At 67.9% G+C, this 20,920-nt stretch carries 22 protein-coding genes and 1 pseudogene; 17 read left to right on the plus strand and 6 right to left on the minus strand.

Features of this window, described 5'->3' with window-relative positions; genetic code table 11:
• Nucleotides 1–428: pseudogene (locus VMD50_RS14855) on the plus strand (DNA polymerase domain-containing protein); the annotation flags it as partial.
• Here VMD50_RS14855 and VMD50_RS14860 read toward each other — a convergent pair.
• Nucleotides 425–1,828 (minus strand): nitrate/nitrite transporter, encoded by a 1,404-nt coding sequence (locus tag VMD50_RS14860; protein ID WP_325428534.1) that lies wholly within the window; start codon nucleotides 1,826–1,828, stop codon nucleotides 425–427. The pseudogene VMD50_RS14855 and the gene VMD50_RS14860 sit on opposite strands and share 4 nt — an antisense overlap.
• Before the next feature lie 136 nt (nucleotides 1,829–1,964).
• On the opposite strand from VMD50_RS14860, the gene VMD50_RS14865 reads away from it, so the two are divergent.
• The 9 genes from VMD50_RS14865 to VMD50_RS14905 all read left to right on the plus strand — a co-directional run bounded on the left by VMD50_RS14865 (nucleotide 1,965) and on the right by VMD50_RS14905 (nucleotide 10,301).
• The gene (locus VMD50_RS14865; RefSeq protein WP_325428504.1) at nucleotides 1,965–2,549 is read left to right on the plus strand and encodes an acyl-CoA-like ligand-binding transcription factor; all 585 of its coding nucleotides are present in this window, start codon (nucleotides 1,965–1,967) and stop codon (nucleotides 2,547–2,549) included.
• A 56-nt stretch (nucleotides 2,550–2,605) separates the two neighbouring features.
• Nucleotides 2,606–3,598 carry an ABC transporter substrate-binding protein gene (locus VMD50_RS14870; protein WP_325428505.1) on the plus strand — a complete coding sequence of 331 codons (993 nt, stop codon included), beginning with the start codon at nucleotides 2,606–2,608 and terminating at the stop codon, nucleotides 3,596–3,598.
• A 110-nt stretch (nucleotides 3,599–3,708) separates the two neighbouring features.
• Entirely contained in the window at nucleotides 3,709–4,383 is a 675-nt protein-coding gene (locus VMD50_RS14875) for a 5-oxoprolinase subunit B family protein (protein WP_325428506.1), read from the plus strand.
• 29 nt (nucleotides 4,384–4,412) lie between these two features.
• Complete coding sequence (locus VMD50_RS14880) at nucleotides 4,413–5,327, plus strand: 5-oxoprolinase/urea amidolyase family protein (RefSeq protein WP_325428535.1); 915 nt, start codon at nucleotides 4,413–4,415, stop codon at nucleotides 5,325–5,327.
• Nucleotides 5,328–5,372: 45 nt separating this feature from the next.
• On the plus strand, nucleotides 5,373–5,918 hold the full coding sequence (locus tag VMD50_RS14885; protein WP_325428507.1) for a GNAT family N-acetyltransferase: 546 nt from the start codon (nucleotides 5,373–5,375) through the stop codon (nucleotides 5,916–5,918).
• Nucleotides 5,919–6,414: 496 nt separating this feature from the next.
• A complete protein-coding gene (locus tag VMD50_RS14890) occupies nucleotides 6,415–7,821 on the plus strand; it encodes a nitrate/nitrite transporter (protein WP_325428508.1) in 1,407 nt (468 codons plus the stop codon).
• Between the two features lie 77 nt (nucleotides 7,822–7,898).
• Nucleotides 7,899–9,050, plus strand: a complete 1,152-nt coding sequence (locus tag VMD50_RS14895; protein WP_325428509.1) for a uroporphyrinogen-III synthase — start codon at nucleotides 7,899–7,901, stop codon at nucleotides 9,048–9,050.
• A complete protein-coding gene (locus VMD50_RS14900) occupies nucleotides 9,041–9,817 on the plus strand; it encodes a sirohydrochlorin chelatase (RefSeq protein WP_325428510.1) in 777 nt (258 codons plus the stop codon). Before VMD50_RS14895 ends, VMD50_RS14900 begins: the two co-directional genes overlap by 10 nt.
• A 31-nt stretch (nucleotides 9,818–9,848) precedes the next feature.
• Nucleotides 9,849–10,301, plus strand: coding sequence for a TetR/AcrR family transcriptional regulator (locus tag VMD50_RS14905; RefSeq protein ID WP_325428511.1), 453 nt, complete (start codon nucleotides 9,849–9,851; stop codon nucleotides 10,299–10,301).
• A 4-nt stretch (nucleotides 10,302–10,305) separates the two neighbouring features.
• Here the strand turns inward: VMD50_RS14905 and nirD are convergent, their stop codons facing one another.
• Entirely contained in the window at nucleotides 10,306–10,653 is a 348-nt protein-coding gene (gene nirD, locus VMD50_RS14910; protein WP_325428512.1) for a nitrite reductase small subunit NirD, read from the minus strand.
• Nucleotides 10,650–13,226 carry a nitrite reductase large subunit NirB gene (nirB, locus tag VMD50_RS14915; protein ID WP_325428513.1) on the minus strand — a complete coding sequence of 859 codons (2,577 nt, stop codon included), beginning with the start codon at nucleotides 13,224–13,226 and terminating at the stop codon, nucleotides 10,650–10,652. The genes nirD and nirB overlap by 4 nt, the downstream gene beginning before the upstream one ends.
• Before the next feature lie 225 nt (nucleotides 13,227–13,451).
• Here nirB and VMD50_RS14920 point away from each other — a divergent pair, with 225 nt between their 5' ends.
• Nucleotides 13,452–13,892 carry an Hsp20/alpha crystallin family protein gene (locus tag VMD50_RS14920; RefSeq protein ID WP_325428514.1) on the plus strand — a complete coding sequence of 147 codons (441 nt, stop codon included), beginning with the start codon at nucleotides 13,452–13,454 and terminating at the stop codon, nucleotides 13,890–13,892.
• Here the strand turns inward: VMD50_RS14920 and VMD50_RS14925 are convergent.
• Nucleotides 13,882–14,490 carry a DUF302 domain-containing protein gene (locus tag VMD50_RS14925; RefSeq protein ID WP_325428515.1) on the minus strand — a complete coding sequence of 203 codons (609 nt, stop codon included), beginning with the start codon at nucleotides 14,488–14,490 and terminating at the stop codon, nucleotides 13,882–13,884. The two genes, VMD50_RS14920 and VMD50_RS14925, sit on opposite strands and share 11 nt — an antisense overlap.
• A 135-nt stretch (nucleotides 14,491–14,625) precedes the next feature.
• Between VMD50_RS14925 and VMD50_RS14930 the strand changes: the two genes are divergently transcribed.
• The 6 genes from VMD50_RS14930 (at nucleotide 14,626) to VMD50_RS14955 (ending at nucleotide 19,380) form a co-directional block, all read left to right on the plus strand.
• On the plus strand, nucleotides 14,626–15,123 hold the full coding sequence (locus VMD50_RS14930) for a winged helix-turn-helix transcriptional regulator (protein WP_325428516.1): 498 nt from the start codon (nucleotides 14,626–14,628) through the stop codon (nucleotides 15,121–15,123).
• A 121-nt stretch (nucleotides 15,124–15,244) separates the two neighbouring features.
• Nucleotides 15,245–15,550: a hypothetical protein gene (locus VMD50_RS14935; protein WP_325428517.1), complete on the plus strand. Its 306-nt coding sequence runs from the start codon at nucleotides 15,245–15,247 to the stop codon at nucleotides 15,548–15,550.
• Nucleotides 15,551–15,627: 77 nt separating this feature from the next.
• Nucleotides 15,628–16,455: a hypothetical protein gene (locus VMD50_RS14940; RefSeq protein ID WP_325428518.1), complete on the plus strand. Its 828-nt coding sequence runs from the start codon at nucleotides 15,628–15,630 to the stop codon at nucleotides 16,453–16,455.
• 39 nt (nucleotides 16,456–16,494) lie between these two features.
• The gene (locus VMD50_RS14945; RefSeq protein WP_325428519.1) at nucleotides 16,495–18,438 is read left to right on the plus strand and encodes a fumarate reductase/succinate dehydrogenase flavoprotein subunit; all 1,944 of its coding nucleotides are present in this window, start codon (nucleotides 16,495–16,497) and stop codon (nucleotides 18,436–18,438) included.
• Nucleotides 18,438–19,184, plus strand: coding sequence for a succinate dehydrogenase/fumarate reductase iron-sulfur subunit (locus VMD50_RS14950; RefSeq protein WP_325428520.1), 747 nt, complete (start codon nucleotides 18,438–18,440; stop codon nucleotides 19,182–19,184). Before VMD50_RS14945 ends, VMD50_RS14950 begins: the two co-directional genes overlap by 1 nt.
• 40 nt (nucleotides 19,185–19,224) lie before the next feature.
• Nucleotides 19,225–19,380 (plus strand): hypothetical protein, encoded by a 156-nt coding sequence (locus tag VMD50_RS14955; RefSeq protein ID WP_325428521.1) that lies wholly within the window; start codon nucleotides 19,225–19,227, stop codon nucleotides 19,378–19,380.
• On the opposite strand, the gene VMD50_RS14960 is transcribed toward VMD50_RS14955, so the two are convergent.
• Both VMD50_RS14960 and VMD50_RS14965 read right to left on the minus strand, forming a co-directional pair.
• Complete coding sequence (locus VMD50_RS14960; RefSeq protein WP_325428522.1) at nucleotides 19,377–19,865, minus strand: flavin reductase family protein; 489 nt, start codon at nucleotides 19,863–19,865, stop codon at nucleotides 19,377–19,379. The two genes, VMD50_RS14955 and VMD50_RS14960, sit on opposite strands and share 4 nt — an antisense overlap.
• Nucleotides 19,862–20,899 carry an isopenicillin N synthase family dioxygenase gene (locus VMD50_RS14965; protein WP_325428523.1) on the minus strand — a complete coding sequence of 346 codons (1,038 nt, stop codon included), beginning with the start codon at nucleotides 20,897–20,899 and terminating at the stop codon, nucleotides 19,862–19,864. The genes VMD50_RS14960 and VMD50_RS14965 overlap by 4 nt, the downstream gene beginning before the upstream one ends.
• Nucleotides 20,900–20,920: the final 21 nt, after the last annotated feature.

Below are 20,920 nucleotides of genomic sequence, written 5' to 3' on the forward strand. Positions count from 1 at the left end.
CCGAGGCGTTCACCATCGAGACCGTCCCCCGCCGCTTCGCCGAACTGGGCGACCCGTGGGAGGGGATGGACGACGCGGTCGGCGAACTCGACCGGCTGCTGGTGCTGGCCGAGGAGATGGGGCCGCCGGAGCGCGCGCCCAAAGGATCGGGCACCCGCACCGAGGGTGGGCGGGTCTCGTCGAAGCCGCTCATCGAGATCGCCCGCACCAAGACCCGGGACGAGGCGATGGCCGCGCTGGACACCTGGCGGGACCGCCATCCCGCGGCGGCCGCCCTGCTGCAGCCGGCCGACGTCCTGGTCGACGGCATGCGCGGGCCGAGTTCGATCTGGTACCGGATCCGGATCAACCTGCAACACGTGCCCCCCGACCAGCGCCCGCCGCAGGAAGAGCTGATCGCCGACTACAGCCCCTGGGACAGGTACTAGACCCCCACCCGGGCGGCGCCCTCGCGCAGGTAGCAGTACCAGGTGACGACCAGCAGCGCGAGGAAGAACGCGACGTAGAACCGCAGCGCGGGCTCGATGCTGCCGAAGTTCGACTTCGACCAGGCGTAGGCCAGCGGAACGACGAATCCGCCGAAGGCGCCGATCGACGAGATGACGCCCAGCGCACCGGCGGCCTGGCGGCGCATGAGCACCATGGTGTCGGGATCGCCGCCGGCCAGCTCGCCCTTGACCTTGAAGATCCTCGAGATCATCCGGTACGTCGATCCGTTGCCGATGCCGGTGGCGACGAACAGGAACATGAAGCTGGCGAAGAACACCGGCAGGTTCCTGGCGTCAACGGACCACAGCGCCGCCGCGGCCCCGGCGGCCAGCATGACGAAGCTGGCGGCGGTGATGCGGGCCCCGCCGATCCGGTCGGCGAGCCTGCCGCCCAGGGGACGGACGACCGAGCCGATACCTGCCCCCAGGAAAGCCCACGTCAGCGCGATGTCACCGCGGCCGAACACCGTCTTGAGCAGCGTGGGAAAGGCGGCCGAGTAGCCGATGAAGGATCCGAACGTGCCGATGTACAGCAGCGACATGATCCAGGTGTCGGCATGCCGCAGCGACTGCAGCACCGGCTTCACGTCGGCTCCCCCAGTTTTGGACGCCTCGGAAAGGTTGTCCATGAACAAAAACGCGCACACCGCGGCCACGACGGCCAGCGGCACGTAGAACAGCCCGGCGCGCGAAAGCGCCACACCGCCGCCGGCGATCACGATCGGCGGGATGATCTTCTGCACGACGGCCACCCCGAGGTTGCCGCCGGCCGCGTTGAGGCCCAGCGCCCAGCCCTTGTCCTTCTCCGGGTAGAAGAACGAGATGTTGGCCATCGACGAGGCGAAGTTGCCGCCACCGAAGCCGGCGGTCGCGGCGATCCCGACCAGCGCCGCGAACGGGATGTGCGGATGACCCACCGCCCAGGCGAGCAGCAGGCATGGGATCAGCAACAGTGACGCCGAGACGATCGTCCAGTTTCGGCCGCCGAAGATCGGGACCGCGAACGTGTACGGCAGCCGCAGGAACGCGCCGACGCCGCTGGGCACGGCAACCAGGCACAACGCCTGGCTGGCGGTCAGCGCCCAGCCGGACGCGCTGGGATGCCCGTGTGGTCCGGCCATCATCTGGACGACCACGATGCTCCACAGCATCCACACGCTGAACCCGATGTGCTCGGCGAAGATGGAGAAGACGAGGTTGCGGCGGGCGATACCTCTGCCGGTCGCCTGCCAGAACGCGGGGTCTTCGGGCCGCCAGTCGTCGATCCAGCGCCGTCCGTGGTGATGCCCGCGCGGCGGCGCGGGCGCGAGAAGCCCGGTGCCGGTCTCCGGAGTGGTCATGGTCACGGCCCCGACGCTAAGGACGGACTGTTACCGGTCGTGGTGTGCGCAGTTACGTCGGGGATACGTGGATCTCGCAATGGCCATTGGTCGGTTGTCAGAACTTTTCACCGCCCGGATGCGGGAGAATCAGCCCATGCAGGCGACCGACCAGCCGCTGGGACTGCGGGAACGCAAGAAGATCAAGACCCGCCAGGCCATCAGGCGCGAGGCGTTCCGCCTGTTCGACGCCAACGGGTACGCCGCCACCACCGTCGAACAGATCGCCGGCGCCGCCGAGGTGTCGCCCAGCACGTTTTTCCGGTACTTCGGGTCCAAGGAGTCGCTGCTGCTGGCCGACGACCTGGACCCGCTGATCCTGGCCGCGCTCAAGGCCCAGCCGCCCGAACTGTCGCCGAGCCAGGCCATCCGCCGGGCGTATGAGACGACGATGGCGGGCCTGTCTGACGAGCAGTCGGAGTTCGAGAACACCCGGCAGCGGCTGATCTTCTCGATACCGGAACTCAAGGCCGCCCTTTACGACGAGTACTATCGCACCGTCACCGTCATGGCCGAGGCGATCGGCGACCGAATCGGCCGTCCCGCAGACGATTTCGAGGTCCGGGTGTTCGTGGGCGCGATGGTGGGCGCCATGATGGCGGCCTACGACAGCGCGCCGAAGACGGCCGACACGATCTACCGGGCGCTGGACTTCCTTGACGCCGGCATGCCGCTGGGCTGAGCGGCCAAACCGCGCGGCGAAGCAAGCCCGGGCCGGGAACGCGATAATCTCACGCGATGAGCGGTTGGAATCGACGGGGATTCTTGCAGCTCGCGGGGGCGATGGGGATCGCCGGGGCGACCGGGTTCGCATCGGCCTGCTCGCCACGCAAGCCGGCGCCCGGCGCCCCCGGCGGGTCCGTGACGATCACCCACCTGTTCGGTCAGACCGTCATCAAGGAGCCGCCCAAGCGCGTCGTCAGCGCCGGCTACACCGAGCAGGACGACCTGCTGGCGGTGGGCGTGGTGCCCATCGCCGTCACCAATTGGTTCGGTGACCAGCCGTTCGCGGTGTGGCCGTGGGCCCAGCCCAAGCTCGGCACGGCCCAGCCGGTGGTGTTGAACCTGGACAACGGGATCCCGATCGACCAGATCGCCGGGCTCAAGCCCGACCTGATCGTTGCCGTCAACGCCGGCGTGGACGCCGACACCTATCAAAAGCTGTCTGCGATCGCCCCGACCGTCCCGCAGTCGGACGGCGACGCGTTCTTCGAGCCGTGGAAGGAGCAGGCCACCGCCGTCGGCCAGGCCGTGTTTCAGGCCGACCAGATGAAATCACTGATCGACACCGTCGACAAGCAGTTCACCGACGTCGCCCAGAAGAATCCGCAGTGGAAGGGCAAGAAGGCGTTGCTGATGCAGGGCGCTTTCTGGCAGGGGACGGTGGTGGCGACCCTGGCGGGCTGGCGAACCGACTTCCTGAACCAGATGGGCCTTGTCATCTCCGACAGCATCAAGCCCTTCGGCGGCGATCACCGCGCCGTCATCCCGCGCGACCAGATCAAGGCAGTGCTCGATTCCGCCGACGTGGTGATCTGGACGACCGAAAGTCCCGACGATCAAAAGGCACTCCTGGCCGACCCCGAAATCGCCGGCGCGGCGGCCACCGCCCAGAATCGCTACATCTTCACCACCAAGGACCAGGCCGGCGCGATCGCGTTCGCGTCGCCGCTGAGCTACCCCGTGGTCGCCGAGCAACTGCCCCCTCAGATCGGCAAAATCCTGGGCTAGATCCCGCTTAGACGCCGCCTGTTTGAGCGTTTACTAAGGCGCCTCTGGCAGTGCTCGAAAATCCGTCCATTCCCTCCCGCCTACCCCGATTCCGGAGTTACCGTCGAGTAATGAGCGTGACGGACATGGGGAGCGGCCTCGCCAGGGAGCTGTCGACCGACCTGGTCGGCAACACCGTTTTCGACTACGGCGACCAAGCGCTGATGCTCCAATGTGGCAGCACCGCCGAGGTATTGGCGTGGGTGGACGCCTTGCGGGCGGCGGCACTGCCCGGCGTGTTCGACATTGTCCCCGCCGCCCGCACGGTGCTGGTCAAGCTCGAGTACCCGGGCTTACAGGGAGTCACCCGGCAGCGGCTGCGCAGGATGCGGGTCAGCGCCTACGCGGATGCCGCGTCGGGCCGCGGCGCCGACGTGGTGGTCGACGTCGTCTACGACGGTCCGGACCTCGGCGAGGTCGCCGACCACACCGGACTCACCGCGGCGCAGGTGATCGACGCTCACACGTCCACCCTCTGGCGGGTCGGATTCAGCGGGTTCGCAAGGGGTTTCGCGTATCTGGTCGAAGGCGACGCGCGACTGCGGGTGCCGCGCCGCGTTGAGCCCCGCACCTCGGTGCCGGCCGGCTCCGTCGCGCTCGCCGGAGAATTCAGCGCGGTATATCCACGGCAATCGCCCGGCGGTTGGCAACTCATCGGCCGCACCGATGCCGTCCTGTGGGATCTCGAGCGGCCCAGCCCGGCGTTGCTGACGCAGGGCATGTGGGTCCAGTTCCGGGCGGTCTGAGCAAGGAGGTAGCCGTGGCAAACCCGGAAATCAGCCTGGAAGTCCTGCGGACCGGACCGTTCGCCGTCGTGGAGGACCTCGGCCGGCCGGGACTGGCCCACCTCGGCGTCAGCCTGTCGGGGGCCGCCGACCGCCGCGCCCACAAGCTGGCCAACCGGCTGGTCGCCAACCCCGACGACCGCGCGACGGTCGAGGTGACGTTCGGCGGCTTGTGCGCCCGGGTCCGTGGCGGCGATGTCGACATCGCGGTGACGGGCGCCGACACCGACCCCACCGTGGACGGAATCAAGTTCGGCACCAACAGCATTCATCATGTCCGCGACGGCCAGGTGATCTGCCTGGGCACTCCGCGTGCCGGCCTGCGGACGTATCTGGCGGTGCGCGGCGGCATCTGCGTGGAGCCGGTGCTGGGATCGCGCAGTTACGACGTGCTGTCGGCGATCGGGCCGCCACCGCTCCGGGCCGGCGACCGGCTGGCGGTCGGCGAGCACACGGACGACTACCCCGAACTCGACCAGGCCCCGGTGGCCGGCATCGCCGAGCATCTGGTGGAGCTGCAGGTGGTGCCGGGGCCGCGCGACGACTGGTTGACCGATCCCGACGCCCTCGTGCACACGATCTGGATGGCCTCCGACCGCAGTGACCGGGTTGGCATGCGGTTGGAGGGCCGGCCGCTGCAGCACCGCTACCCGGACCGGCAGCTGCCCAGCGAGGGAACCACCCGCGGCGCAATCCAGGTGCCGCCCAACGGTTTACCGGTGATCCTGGGGCCCGATCACCCGGTGACCGGCGGCTACCCGGTGGTCGGCGTGGTCACCGACGAGGACGTCGACAAGGTCGCCCAGGTACGGCCCGGCCAGTACGTGCGGCTGCACTGGGCGCGACCCCGGTGCGCGCTGGCGGGCCGGCCGGTTTCGAGCGGGGCGGGCTGGCCGTTCTCCTGAACAATCCCGGCGCCGGCCTCTGGACAGGGCTGGTAGACAAAGAGTGTGCAAACCCAGGTCCACACCGCCCGCCTGGTCCACACCGCCGATCTCGACGCGGAGACCCGGCAGCGCGTCTGCGAGATGGTCACCGCCGCGTTCGCCGGAGATTTCACCGCCGACGACTGGGAAAACACGCTGGGTGGTATGCACGCCCTGATCTGGCATCACGGCGCGATCATCGCGCACGCCGCGGTCATCCAGCGGCGCCTGATGTACCGCGACGACGCGCTGCGGTGCGGTTACGTCGAAGGGGTCGCGGTGCGGGAGGACTTCCGGGGCCAGGGCCTGGTGCACGCCCTGCTTGACGGGGTCGAGCAGGTGATCCGCGGCGCCTACGAGGTGGGCGCGGCAAGCTCGTCCGACCCCGCCCGCGGGGTGTACACGGCGCGGGGGTGGTCGCCCTGGCGCGGGCCGACGTCCGTGCTGACGCCCACCGGACCGGCCCGCACACCCGACGACGACGGCGCCGTGTTCGTCCTGCCCGTCGGGATCAGCCTGGACACTTCCGCGGAGCTGATGTGCGACTGGCGCGCCGGCGACGTCTGGTAGGGCCGGGCCGCGGCGAGTGTGAAGCCACGGCGAATAATGCGGTGAATTCCGGGTTCAAACGAAATGTATTCCAACTCACACCAATTGCCACGGCCGCACGAAATCACTTGACACGGGCGGTTATTCCCGAAGCAATCGTCGCTCAGCTGTTTACCAGATAACTGGGATTCAACTTACAGCCGATTTCGGCCGAATCGAGTTGACGGACTTCTGCCCTTAATGTGAGCATCGAAACATACGGCGGGGCAAGTCTCTTCGCTCGGGGCGCCCACACAGCATCGGCTGCGACGGCTCGACGAGAGGGATCGACATGCGCGCGAGGTTGCGGGGTTCTATCGGCAGGCCTGCGGTTGACCCCAGTCCCTCACGCCAAGGCGCCCAAGCGATTCGCCGGTGTAAGCGTTCGCCAAATCCCGGCGACACCGTCGTCGCCACCTGAGGCTCCGCGCTGCGGCGCCGTGATGAGAGAACCCGTCGAAGGAAAGGTGCAAATCGCATGGGCCGCAGCCACCGCATCACGAACTGGGATCCGGAAGACGCGGCGGCCTGGGAAGCCGGCAACAACAAGATTGCCCGCCGCAACCTGCTCTGGATCATCGCCTGCGACCACATCGCCTTCGGCGTATGGACCCTGTGGCCAGTGATGGCGCTGTTCATGCCGCAGAACGTGTACGGCTTTTCGGCGGCCGACAAATTCCTGCTCGGCGCCACCGCCACTTTCGTGGCGGCATGCCTGCGCATCCCCTACTCACTGGGCATCGCCACCTTCGGCGGCCGCAACTGGACGGTGTTCTCCATCGTGGTGTTGCTGGTGCCCACCGCGGCCACGATCTGGCTGCTGGCCAACCCCGGCCTGCCACTGTGGCCATATCTGGTGTGCGCGGCGCTGACCGGGATGGGCGGAGCCAATTACGCGGCGTCGATGACCAACACCAACTTCTTCTACCCGCATCGGCGCAAGGGCTTTGCGCTGGGGTTCAACGCCGGGGCCGGCAACCTCGGGGTGCCGATGATCCAGCTGGTGGGGCTGCTGGTGATCGCCATCGCCGGTCACCGCCAGCCGTACTGGGTGTGCGGGCTCTACCTGCTCCTGCTCACCGCCGTCGCCTTGGGAGCGACCCGTTATATGGACAACCTGGCGCATGCCACCTACGACGTCAGCCACCTGCGCTCGATCCTGTCCGAACGAGACACCTGGGTGCTCGCAATGCTTTACCTGGGCACCTTCGGCTCCTGGATCGGGTTCTCGTTCGCGTTCGGCCAGGTTCTGCAGATCAACTTCGTCGGGACCGGGCAAAGCCACGCTGTGGCCGCGCTGCACGCCGCCGAATTCGCCTTCATCGGCCCGGCGCTGGGGTCGGTGGCGCGAATCTATGGCGGCAGGCTGGCCGACCGCGTCGGCGGTAGCCGCGTCACCCTGGCGGTCCTCGCGGCCATGGGAGTCGCCACCGCATTCCTGGTCGCCCTGAGCACTCACGACGACCGCACGCCCGGGCTGACCACCGCTGCCACCATGGTCGGCTACGTCTGCGGCTTCATGGCACTGTTCCTCCTGGCCGGTTTGGGCAACGGCTCGGTGTACAAGATGATCCCATCGGTCTTCGAGGCGCGTAGCCACCGGCTCGGCCTGAGCGACACCGACCGCCGCCGCTGGTCGCAAGCCACTTCCGGCGCGGTGATCGGGTTCGTTGCTGCGTTCGGCGCGCTCGGCGGCGTCGGGATCAATCTCGCGCTGCGGCAGTCCTACCTGAGCACCGGCACCGACACGTTGGCGTTTTGGCTCTTCCTGTTTTTCTACGTCGCCGCAGCGGTTTTGACGTGGGCGAGGTACGTGCGCCGCCCCGCATCGGCGGCCCAGGAAGTAGCGGGCTCGCAGGCCAACACGGAGTTCGCCCGGGTGTGAGCGCCGTCGCAACAGGAGCAATGCGTCAGCAATTCCGCGGTAACGCGCCGGAAACGTCGCAGGCATACACAGGTCATATGGGCCAGCCGAAATCCGCGCCGCTCACCGGCTACCGGGTTGCGGTCACCTCCTCCCGGCGCGCCGAGGAACTGTGCGCGCTGCTGAGCCGGCAGGGCGCCGAGGTCTGCAGCGCGCCTGCGATCAACATGATCGCGCTGCCCGACGACGACGAATTGCACAGTCACACACAGGCATTGATCGCCGACCCGCCCGACATCCTGGTCGTGCACACCGGCATCGGCTTTCGCGGCTGGCTCGCCGCGGCCGAGGGCTGGGGGCTGGCAAACCAGCTCATCGCGTCGTTGTCGTCGGCGCGGATCGTGTCACGCGGGCCGAAGGGGACCGGGGCGCTGCGCGCCGCCGGCCTGCACGAGGAGTGGTCCCCTGAGTCCGAATCCTCACAGGAAGTGCTGGAGTATCTGCTCGACTCGGGCGTATCGGGACTGCGCGTCGCCATCCAGCTGCATGGTGCCGCCGACGCCTGGGACCCTTTCCCGGAATTCCTCGGCGGCCTGCGCTTCGCGGGCGCCGAGGTGATCCCCATCCGGGTGTACCGGTGGAAGCCAACACCGTTGGGCGGCGATTTCGACCAGCTGGTCGCCGGGATCGCACGCCGGCAATTCGACGCGGTCACCTTCACCTCGGCGCCCGCGGCGGCGGCGGTGCTCGAACGCAGCCGCGAGCTCAGCATCGAGGACCAGGTGCTGGGAGCCCTGCGCAGCGATGTGCACGCGATGTGCGTCGGCCCGGTGACGTCCAAACCGCTGATCCGCAAAGGCGTCCCGACGTCGGCGCCCGAACGAATGAGGTTGGGGGCTTTGGCCCGGCACATCGCCGAGGAGTTACCGCTGCTGGGATCGTCCACCGTGAAGGTGGCCGGTCACACTGTGGAAATCCGCGGAACCTGCGTGCTGGTGGACGGTTCGATCAAGCTGCTGTCGCCGTCCGGGATGTCGGTGTTGCGCGCGCTGGCGCAACGGCCCGGCGACGTCGTCGCGCGCACCGACCTGTTGCGGGTGCTGCCCGGCAACAGCAACGACCCGCACGCCGTCGACACGGCTGTGCTTCGGCTGCGAACGGCCTTGGGCGACAAGAACATGGTCGCGACGGTGGTCAAGCGCGGCTACCGGCTCGCCGTCGACGACCCGCAGGCTGACCCATGGACCTGATCCTGGTCGCGCATGGCACCCGCCGGCCGGGCGGTGTCGCGATGATCGGAGACCTTGCGGCCCGGGTCAGCGCGATGCTCGACCGCCGGGTGCAGGTCGCGTTCGTCGACGTGTTGGGTCCCACCCCGGGCGAGGTGCTGGCGCGGGCCGCGCCCAGCGGCCGGCCCGCCGTCGTGGTGCCCGCGTTCTTGTCGCGCGGATATCACGTGCGAACCGACCTGCCCGCCCACGTCGCGGCCAGCGGCCATCCGCACGTCATCGTCGCCCCCGCCCTGGGGCCGGGCGGCGAGGTCGCGCGGATAGTCGCCGACCAGTTGGCGAAATCCGGCTGGCGTCCGGGCGATTCGGTGATCCTCGCCGCGGCGGGCACCACGGACCGGCGAGCGCGCGCCGATCTGCACGTCACCGCGACGACGCTGTCGGCACTGGTCGGGGCGCGGGTGCAGCTGGGATTCGCGGCCACCGGCGACCCGTCCGTCGACGACGCCGTGTCAGCCGCCCGCCGCGGCGGCGCACGGCGCGTGGTGGTCGCGTCTTATCTCCTGGCCGACGGCCTGTTTCAGCAACGCCTGCGGGCCGGCGGCGCCGACCTGGTGAGCCAACCGCTGTGCACCCATCCGGGCCTGGCCCGGCTCGTCGCGAACCGATTCCGCCGGGCCGCGCCCGGACTGGCGCCCGTCACGCCGCGGCACGCGTCGCGCCGGCCCGCCCTGCTCCTGGCCCAAGGACCCCACCTGAAGCGGCACGCCGACGCCCGCGACGCTTGATCTTTGACCGCATACCGGCGATCCTGGCTCCATGCCGCGCCGCGAAGAGCCTTCGCACGGGCTCCTAGACCCGGTGGCGAAGATGCTGCGGTTGCCGTTCGGCACACCGGAGTTCATCGATCGCATCGTCACGGGCGGGGTCAACCAGGTGGGCCGCCGCACGTTGCACATGCTGATCACCACCTGGGACGCGGCCGGCGGCGGCCCGTTCGCGGCCAGCGCGGTCGCCTCGACCGGGATGGCCAAGACCGCCGAAATCGTCGAGGCCATGTTCATCGGCCCGGTTTTCGGCCCGATTCTGAAGTTGCTCGGCGCCGACAAGGTCGCCGTACGGGCGTCGTTGTGCGCCTCCCAGCTCGTCGGCCTCGGCATCATGCGCTACGGAATACGCTCCGAGCCGCTGCACTCGATGTCGGTCGACACGCTCGTCGACGCGATCGGCCCGACGATGCAGCGCTACCTGGTCGGCGATATCTCCCGCTGACTGCTCATGCGGCGATCTGGATTTCGCCGTCGGGTGTAACCCGCACCTGATACACCGGCACCGCGACCCGCGGGTCGTCCAGGCAGGAGCCGTCCTCAAGCGCGAAAGCCTGCTTCAGCAGCGGGGATTGGACGGTGGCCCGGCCGCCGCGGTCCCCCACGATCCCGCGCGAGAGCACCGCCGCGCCCGAGAAGGGATCGATGTTGCCCACCGCGTGCACCGAGCCGTCGTCCAGCCGGAACAGCGCCACCTGCGTGCCGTCGTCGAGAAGCACTCCGACGCCACGACCCGGAATGAGGCGATCGTAGGGGCAGGCGGTCGTCCACACCTGAATGTCGTTGAGAACTGTCATGATTCCTCTCCCACACGGACCCGTGGCATGCCAATGGGCACGGGTACTTTTCGTCCGGCACGCTCGGTGAATGTCACCGTCGAGTCGACGGCATCGGGGGCGTTGACGAAGGAGACGAACCGCGACATCTTGTCCGGGTCCTCCAGCACGCCCTTCCATTCGCACTTGTAGTTCTGCACATGCCGCTCCATTGCGGCCTCGAATTCTGCGGCCAGGCCCAGCGAGTCGTCGCACACGACCTCACGCACGTGATCCAGGCCGCCGTCCAGCGACTCGACCCACGGCGCGGTGCGCTGCAGCCGATCGGCCGTCCGGATGTAGTACATCAGGAACCGGTCGACGTAGCGGATCAGCGTCTCGGTGTCCAGGTCGCTCGCCAGCAGCTCAGCGTGCTTGGGCGTCATGCCGCCGTTGCCGCCGACGTAGAGGTTCCAACCTTTTTCGGTCGCGATGACCCCCACGTCCTTGCTGCGCGCCTCGGCGCACTCCCGCGCGCAGCCCGAGACGCCGAGCTTGATCTTGTGCGGGGCGCGCAGGCCGCGGTACCGCAGCTCCAGGTCGATGGCCAGCTGCACCGAATCCTGTTGGCCGTAACGGCACCAGTCGCTGCCCACGCAACTCTTTACCGTGCGCAACGCCTTGCCGTAGGCGTGGCCGGATTCCATGCCCCCGTCGACCAGCCGCTTCCAGATCTGGGGCAACTGGTCCACGCGGGCGCCGAACATGTCGATCCGCTGACCGCCGGTGATCTTGGTGTAAAGGCCGAAGTCCTGAGCGATCTGGCCGATCAGGATCAGATGCTCCGGCTTGATGTCACCGCCGGGGACCCGCGGGACCACCGAATAGCTGCCGTTCTTTTGGATGTTGGCCAGGAAGTGGTCATTGGAATCCTGCAGCGAGGCCTGCTCGCCGTCGAGGATGTGCTCGGAGCCGGTGGATGCCAGGATGGAGGCGACCACGGGTTTGCAGATGTCGCAACCCTTTCCGCCGCCGAAGCGCTCCAGCAGGCCCGAGAACGTCCGGATTTCGGTGGCCGAGATGATCTCGAAGAGCTCGGCCCGCGACTGGGCGAAGTGCTCGCACAGCGCCTTGGACTGTTCCACGCCCTCGGCTTCCAGCAGCTGCTTAAGCAGCGGAACGCACGACCCGCACGAGGTGCCCGCGGCCGTGCACGACTTGAGCGCGGGAACGTCGGCGCAGCCGCCGGCGATCGCTCCCTTCAGGTCACCCTTGGTGACGCTGTTGCACGAGCAGATCTGCGCCGAATCCGGCAGTGCCCCAACGCCCAACGCCGCTCCGCCGTCGGAGGCGGCGGGCGCGATCAGCGCGAGCGGATCCCCCGGCAGCTCGCTGCCGACCATGGGCCGCAACACCCCGTACGACGAGGCGTCGCCCACCAGCACCCCGCCGAGCAGGGTCTTGGCGTCGTCGGACAGCACCAGTTTGGCGTAGGTCCGGTTCACCGCGTCATTGATGGCGACCTCGAGGCAGTGCTCGGTCGACCCCATGGCGTCGCCGAAGCTGGCGACGTCGACGCCGAGCAGTTTGAGCTTGGTCGACAGATCGGCCTCCGGGAATTCCGCGGCGCCGTCCAGCAGCCGGTCCGCCACCACCTCGGCGGACGTATAGCCCGGGCCGACCAGGCCGTAACACCGCCCCTCGATCGCGGCGACCTCGCCAATCGCGTAGATGTCGGGATCGCTGGTCTGACAGGACAAGTCGGTGAGCACGCCGCCCCGCTCGGCGAGCGCCAGGTCGGCCGCCGCCGCCAGCTCGTCGCGCGGCCGGACGCCGGCCGCGAAGATCACCACGCCCGCGTCGATGATCTCGCCGTCGGTCAGGTGCACCCGCACCGACGTCGAACCGTCTGCATGCTCGACGGATTCGATCGATTCGGTACCCGTCCCGACGTGCACCGCGATCCCCAGCTCGGTGACCATCCTGGCCAGCAGCGCGCCGCCGGCCTCGTCGATCTGCTGGGCCATCAGGCGCGGCATCATCTCGATAACATGGGTCTGTAACCCGAACTGGCGCAGCGCATTAGCGGCTTCGAGGCCCAGCAGGCCGCCGCCGATGACCACGCCGCAAGTGGGGCGGTCGGCCGCCAGCGTGCGCCGGGCGTCGGCACGGATGGCGTCGAGGTCGTCGAGCGTGCGGTAGACGTGGCACAGCGGCAGGTCGTGGCCGGGTACCGGGGGGACGAACGCATACGACCCGGTGGCCAGCACCAGGGCGTCGTAGCTGTGCCGTTGACCGTCGGCGGTGACCACCGACTTTGTGGCCCGGTCGATCTCGGTGACGCGCGCGTTCAGCAGCAACCGGACCCGCTCGTCGCCGGCGTAGTCGTTGCCGGGCAGCGCCAGCCGCGCCCGGTCCCAGCTTTCGGTGTAGGAGGTCAGGCCGACGCGGTCATATGCCGCGTCGGCCTCCTCCGCCAAAACCGTGATGCGCCAAGACCCCTCGGTGTCGCGGGCACGGAGCGCCTCGACCAGCCGGTGACCGACCATGCCGTGCCCGACGACAATGACGTGACGCGCGGCACAGTGCTCGCGCACGGTTTCGGATTGGGCCATGCCACGAGGGTAGGGACACCAAATTAAGGAGAAATCGCGAAATGTGACGCCCGCATGACGGCGCCCTCACACCTCACAACGGCCGCTGTGAATCTGTTCGCTGCGGGCGAACTCCCGGGTGGAACTTCAGCGTGGTCGACTCAGGTTTCTAGAAATAGCCGTCCGGCAGCCCGCCGGTCACAGCAAACTCACAACGAAGCACAAGGAAGCAAAAGGAGAAAGCCCATGAGCAACCTCGCATTGGGGTCGCGACCGGCCTGGGATACCGACCGGTGGTTCCGCGACTTTTTCGGCCACGCGGCGACGACCGACTGGTACAAGCCGATGAACAGCGGATTTAGGCCGGCCGCCGAGATCGTCAGGGACGGCGACGACGCCGTGGTCCGCGTCGAACTGCCCGGTGTGGACGTAGACAAGGACGTCAACGTCGAGGTCGACAAGGGCCGCCTGGTAATCCACGGCGAACACCGTGACGAGCACGCGGCGGAGGAGAACGGCCGCACCCTGCGTGAGATCCGGTACGGGTCGTTCCGCCGGACGTTCCAGCTGCCCGCGCACGTCACCAGCGAGTCCATCGCGGCGTCGTACGACGCCGGTGTGTTGACGGTGCGGGTCGCCGGTGTCCACTCCGGGACTCAGGCGCAGCGCATCACGATCACGAAGTAATTCGCGGTAAATTGCGGCGATATCCGGCGGGGTCATCGGCTCCGCCGGATTCGCCGCGTCTAGCAACCGAACGCTTTGGGGCATCGATTCCGATGACCCGCAACAGGTTTGCCACCTTGCGGTCGAGATCCTCACCCACCCCGGCCACCTCGGCGATGCCCAGACTGGCGAACGCGGCGCTGGGCTGGTCCATCGAGAAGACCGCATCGCCCTCGGCGTCGGCGTAGACGAGCACCCGCAGCGGCGCGTACAGCAGGGCCCTGGGGTCGTGGCGGAACATCGTCTCGGCGATCGTGTGGTTGCCGATCAGATACTCCACCGCTTTGGTCGTGTGGCCGGCCAGGTAAAGCAGGGGGAGCGCGTCGATCGTGGCGTAGACCATCAGGCCGTGCGGGGCGTTAGTGGCCGCGGCCGCGCGGATGTCGTCCCAGCTGCCCCCGCGCTCGATGATCCCCTGCACCGACGCCCGGTCGAACGGCGGCGCGGCTTTCTCGAAAGCGGTTCGGAATTCGTCGAATTCCACACCGGTGGCCACGTCGATGCGGTTCATCGGGTGCGGCGTCACGGTGTACTCGGCCGCTTCAACGCTGGTTGTCATTGCGATACCTCACGATTCGGTAGTTGGGTCCAGCACGATGACTGCCTTCATCGCGACCATGTGGTTCGGTGAACGAACTCGGCACCCGCGAGTGTATGGTTCAGTGAACGAACCCACAAGGCGTAAGATCGCGGCGTGGCCCTTCCCCGCGAATATCCCGCCGAGAGCTGCCCCATCGCGCGGTCCCTGGAGATCGTCGGCGAACGGTGGACCCTGCTCATCCTGCGCGACGCCTTCTACGGGGTGCGGCGCTTCAGCGACCTGCACCGTCATCTCGGCATCCCGAAAGCGGTGCTGTCCGAACGGCTCGGCTTTCTCGTGGAACAGGGTGTGCTGACGAAGGATTCGGGCGAATACCGGGTGACCGTCAAGGGCAGGCAGCTGTGGCCGCTGATCTGGTCGATGATCACCTGGGGCAACGAGAACTACGTGGACAAGCCCAACAGAAGGACCTACCGGCACGCCGACTGCGGCGGCACGATCGGTCCTGACCGCGTGTGCCACCGATGCGCCCAGGTTCCCGACGTCGCCCACCTCATCGCGCACCCACCGCGGCGGCCGCGGGATCCGAACCGCGACGATCCCGTGAGCCGGGCGCTCCGGCGGCCGCACCGGATGCTGGAGCCGATTTGAGCCCGATCCAGGTGAGGCCGCGCGGGGCAGTGACCGCCTGACACGAGAGCTGTGTGGTCGATAGTATCGGGGTACTGTGATCCGTGACACCGTCGAGCGCGGGGAAATCCGAGGAGACCCATTGACGAGCCCCACCGGCACTGCTGAACTCGCCGAACTGCACGACCTCATCGGCGGCTTGCGGCGGTGCGTGAACTCCCTGAGGGCGCGATACGGCGACAGCCCGGCCATGCGCCGCATCGTCATCGACGCCGACCGGATCCTGTCCGACGTCGAATTGCTCGATACCGACGTCTCCGAATTGGATCTGGCCCGCGCCACCGTGCAGCAGTCGGGCGAGAGGATCGTCATTCCCGACACCCAGTACGACAGTGACTTCTGGCGTGATGTCGACGACGAGGGTGTCGGGGGTCACAGCAGGTCCTGACAACCAAACCCCCTGAAAGTGAGGGGGTGCTCTCTGTGTACCCTTCGACCAACAGCCCGTTCGAAGAGGAACACTAGATGAGCGCACCCACGGCGAACCGTCCTGCGTCAGGTGTCTTTTCACCCACGCGCGCCCACATAGAGCAACGGACCCTGCGCACCGACCGGTGGTGGATGTCGCCGCTGCGGATCGACCTGGGCTTCGCCGCGTTCGTCATCTACGCGACGGCGCGCGCGTTCCAACGCGATTACTTCTTCGTGCCGAAATACCACTACCTGACGCCGTTCTACTCGCCCTGCGTGAGCAAGGCTTGCGGGGCGGCCGGCGACTTCTGGCCGCAGATCCTGCCGGACGTCTGGTGGTTGCCGTACGCGGCGCTGACGCTGCCATTCCTGCTGCTGTTCCGTCTGACCTGTTATTACTACCGCGGCGCCTACTACCGCACGGTGTGGCAATCGCCCACCGCCTGCGCGGTGGCCGAGCCCCGCGTCCATTACACCGGCGAGACCAGGTTTCCGCTGATCATCCAGAACAGCCACCGGTATTTCTTCTACGTCGCCGGCATCATCTCGGTGATCAACACCTACGACGCGATCATCGCGTTCCACTCCGACTCCGGCCCGCATGGCTTCGGCTTCGGGCTGGGCAACCTGATCATGGTGGGCAACGTCATCATGCTGTGGGTCTACACGCTGTCCTGCCACTCGTGCCGGCACGTGACCGGCGGGCGGCTCAAGCACTTCTCCAAGCACCCTGTGCGGTATTGGATCTGGACCCAGGTCAGCCGTATCAACACCCGGCACAAGCTATACGCCTGGATCACGCTGGGCACCCTGATGCTCACCGATTTCTACATCGCGCTGGTGGCCGGCGGCGCCATCCCTGATTTGAGATTTGTTGGCTAACAGGCCATTTGAGGAAAACCAGAATTTAGCGAGGGTTTCATGGTTGAGGTCGAGCGGCACGCCTACGACGTAGTCGTCATCGGTGCCGGCGGCGCGGGGCTGCGTGCGGTCATCGAGGCGCGCGAGCGTGGCCTGCGGGTCGCGGTGGTGTGCAAATCCCTGTTCGGCAAAGCCCACACGGTGATGGCCGAGGGCGGCTGCGCAGCGTCGATGGGCAACACCAACCCGAAGGACAACTGGAAGACCCACTTCGCCGACACGATGCGCGGCGGGAAGTTCCTCAACAACTGGCGCATGGCCGAACTGCACGCCAAGGAGGCACCGGACCGGGTCTGGGAGCTGGAAACCTACGGCGCCCTGTTCGATCGCCTCAAGGACGGCAAGATCAGCCAGCGCAACTTCGGCGGGCACACCTACCCGCGGCTGGCGCACGTCGGTGACCGCACCGGCCTGGAACTGATCCGCACCATGCAGCAGAAGATCGTGTCGCTGCAGCAAGAGGATTTCGCCGAGCTCGGCGACTACGAGGCGCGCATCAAGGTATTCGCCGAATGCACCATCACCGAACTCCTCAAGGACGGCGACGCGATCGCCGGGGCCTTCGGCTACTGGCGCGACAGCGGCAACTTCGTGCTGTTCGAGGCGCCCGCGGTGGTGCTGGCCACCGGCGGCATCGGCAAGTCGTTCAAGGTGACGTCGAACTCGTGGGAGTACACCGGCGACGGGCACGCGCTCGCGCTGCGCGCGGGCGCGTCGCTGATCAACATGGAGTTCGTCCAGTTCCACCCGACGGGCATGGTGTGGCCGCCGAGTGTGAAGGGGATCCTGGTCACCGAGGGTGTCCGCGGTGACGGCGGTGTGCTGAAGAACTCCGACAAAAAGCGCTTCATGTTCGACTACATCCCGCCCGTGTTCAAGGGCCAGTACGCGGAGACCGAGCAAGAGGCCGACCAGTGGCTCAAGGACAACGACTCGGCCCGTCGCACCCCCGACCTATTGCCCCGCGACGAGGTCGCCCGCGCGATCAACTCCGAGGTCAAGGCCGGCCGGGGCAGCCCGCACGGCGGCGTGTTCCTCGACATCGCGTCCCGGCTGACGCCCGAGGAGATCAAGCGGCGCCTGCCGTCGATGTATCACCAGTTCAAGGAGCTGGCCGGGGTCGACATCACCAAGGAGCCGATGGAAGTCGGGCCCACCTGTCACTACGTGATGGGCGGTGTCGAGGTGGACGCCGACACCGGCGCGGCCACGGTGCCCGGCCTGTTCGCCGCCGGTGAGTGCTCCGGCGGCATGCACGGCTCTAACCGGCTGGGCGGCAACTCGCTGTCGGACCTGCTGGTGTTCGGCCGGCGCGCCGGCCTGGGCGCCGCCGACTACGTGCGGGCGCTGAGCAGCCGCCCCGCGGTCGCCCAGGCCGCAGTCGACACGGCGGCGAAGAGGGCGCTGGACCCCTTCGAGGGACCGACCAACGGCGCCACGGCCGAGAACCCGTACACCCTGCAGCTGGAACTGCAGCAGTCGATGAACGAGCTCGTGGGCATCATCCGCAAGTCGGAGGAGATCTCCGAGGCCCTCGCCCGGCTCGACAAACTCCGCGAGCGGTTCAAAAACATCCGCGTCGAGGGGCATCGTCAGTACAACCCCGGCTGGAACCTGGCCATCGACCTGCGCAACATGCTGCTGGTCAGCGAATGCGTGGCCAAGGCCGCGCTGGAGCGCACCGAGAGCCGCGGCGGGCACACCCGCGACGACCACCCGTCGATGGATTCGTCGTGGCGCAAGGTGTTGCTGGTGTGCCGGGCAGTCGCCGAGCCCGGCGACCTGGAAGCCGCCGTGATCCCCGACATCACCATCACGCGCGAGGATCAGACGCCGATGCGTGCCGACCTGCTGGAGCTCTTCGACATCTCCGAGCTGGAGAAGTACTACACCGACGAAGAGCTGGCCGACCACCCAGGACGGACCCCGAGGATGGAGAGCTGATGACCTACAACGCCACCATGCGGGTGTGGCGCGGCGACGAGGCCGGCGGCGCGCTGCAGAACTTCACGGTCGAGGTCAACGAGGGCGAGGTGGTGCTCGACATCATCCATCGCCTGCAGCAGACCCAGACCCCCGACCTCGCGGTGCGGTGGAACTGCAAGGCCGGCAAGTGCGGATCATGCTCGGCGGAGATCAACGGCTATCCCCGGCTGATGTGCATGACCCGGATGTCCACGTTCGCCGAGGACGAGGTGGTGACCGTCACGCCGCTGCGGACGTTCCCGGTGATCCGCGACCTGGTCACCGATGTCTCGTTCAACTACGAAAAGGCCCGGGAGATACCGTCGTTCGCGCCGCCCAAGGACCTGCAGCCCGGGGAATACCGGATGGCGCAAGCCGACGTGCAGCGCTCGCAGGAGTTCCGCAAGTGCATCGAGTGCTTCCTGTGCCAGAACATCTGCCACGTGGTCCGCGACCACGAGGAAAACAAGAAGGCGTTCGCCGGCCCGCGCTACCTGATGCGCATCGCCGAGCTGGAAATGCACCCGCTGGACACGCTGGACCGGCGCAACCAGGCGCAGGAGGAGCACGGCCTGGGCTACTGCAACATCACCAAGTGCTGCACCGAGGTGTGCCCGGAGAACATCAAGATCACGGACAACGCGCTGATCCCGATGAAAGAGCGGGTCGCGGACCGCAAATACGATCCCGTGGTGTGGCTGGGTAACAAGCTGTTCCGCCGTTAAGGCCGCAATAGACAGAGGCCGGACCGGGTACCCGATCCCTATGCGAGCAACCACCAGCATCAACGAGATCCGCACCGCGATCCGCGAGCTGTCGGTCCGCGCCGAACTCGCGCACAAGGAAGGGCGGCACGACGACGCCGCCGAAATCGAGCGGCGCATCGACAGCTATCGGGAAGAACTCAGCCACCGCCCCTAGGCGCCCAGCCGGCGGAACATGCTGCGGTGGAACACGATGGGCGCCACCTGGGCGTCCACCGTCACCTCGTTGACCCGCAGGACCACGATCGTGTGATCCCCTGCCGGGATCAGTTGCTCGATCGCGCTCTCCAGCCACAAGCCGGTGCCCCTGATGAAAACCGCACCGCTGGTGTAGGAGACGGTCTCGAGGCCGGCGAAGCGGTCCCCGGTCTTGGCGGCCAACGTGCGAGCGGCCTCGTCGTGGGCCTCGCCGAGCACGCTGATGCCCAGCATCGGCACGGCCTTGAGCTTGGGCCACGTCGTCGAGGTGTTCTGCACGCAGAACGACACCAGCGGCGGGTCGAGCGAGACGGGGACAAAGGTGCTGGCCGCCAAGCCTTCCCGGATCCCCTCGACTTCGGCGGCGATGGCCACCACGCCGGACGGAAAGTGGCCGAAGGCCTCGCGAAGGGAAGACGGTGTCAGCTTGTTCATCGAGTTCACCGGACCGGGTCGCCCCTCGAAGTCGAAGACGGTGTGTCCTGCTGAACCCTACCCGCTGAGTAGCCGTGCGCGGCGGCCACATCCGGGTGTGCCCGCAGTCTGCTCTTCCAGGCGTTGCGGCCGTAGACCGAGAAAATCGGGTCCGACGGGTCGTTCCTCACCGAGGCCAGCGCTGCTAATTCCCCGGGCAGCGACAGCACCGGTATGCGCGCGTCCAGCCGCGGGTTGAAGAAATACGGCACCGAAAGCCGCTCCGCGGCCTGCCCGTGCAGGTTCACCCGATGCTCGGTGGCCCGAAGATAACCGCCGGTCGCGACCTCGAGCAGCTCCCCGATGTTGACGATGAACGCCCCCGGCACCGGCGGCACGTCGATCCACCCCCCGGGCCGCCGCACCTGCAGGCCGCGGCTACCCGGCTCGGCGAACAGCAGGGTGAGCACCCCGGCGTCGCGGTGCGCTCCCACGCCCTGCGAGCCGGCCGCCCGGGCGGGGTAGCGGATCACCTTGATCAGCGTGGCCGGTGCGTCGGCGAAGGCGGCGTCGAAGAAGTCGGGCGCGCCGCCCAGTGAGGCCGCCCAATGGCGCAGCAGGGTGCGGGCCACCGCGGACAGCGCGGCATCCCACTCGGCGATGACCCCGGGCAACTCGGGCAGGGCCTTCGGCCACTGGTTCGGGCCTTGCAGCCACAGGTAATCCGGCTTGCCGGGCCCGCCGATCGGGGGCCGTTCGGGCCCGATGTCGATCTGTTCGCGCCAGTCCACCCGGCCCCGGGTCAGCTCCCCGCCCAGCCGCGTGTAGCCGCGGAAATGCGGGCTGCGCACCATCGCGATGGCGTCCTTCTCGGCGTCCGGCAGCTCGAACAGCCGCCGGGCGGCGTCGAGCATCCTGCCCGCCAGTTCGTCGGGCACGCCGTGGCCGACCACATAGCAGAAGCCGACCTCGTGCGCGGCCTGGCGCAGGCCCTCCCGCAGCGGCTCCGGGTCGGCCCGAAGGTCCACCACCGGCAGCCCAGTGACGCGTCGCACATCCGTCATAGGTCCATCATCTTCGCAGGT

Source organism: Mycobacterium sp. (genome assembly GCF_035506235.1).
Classification (GTDB): domain Bacteria; phylum Actinomycetota; class Actinomycetes; order Mycobacteriales; family Mycobacteriaceae; genus Mycobacterium.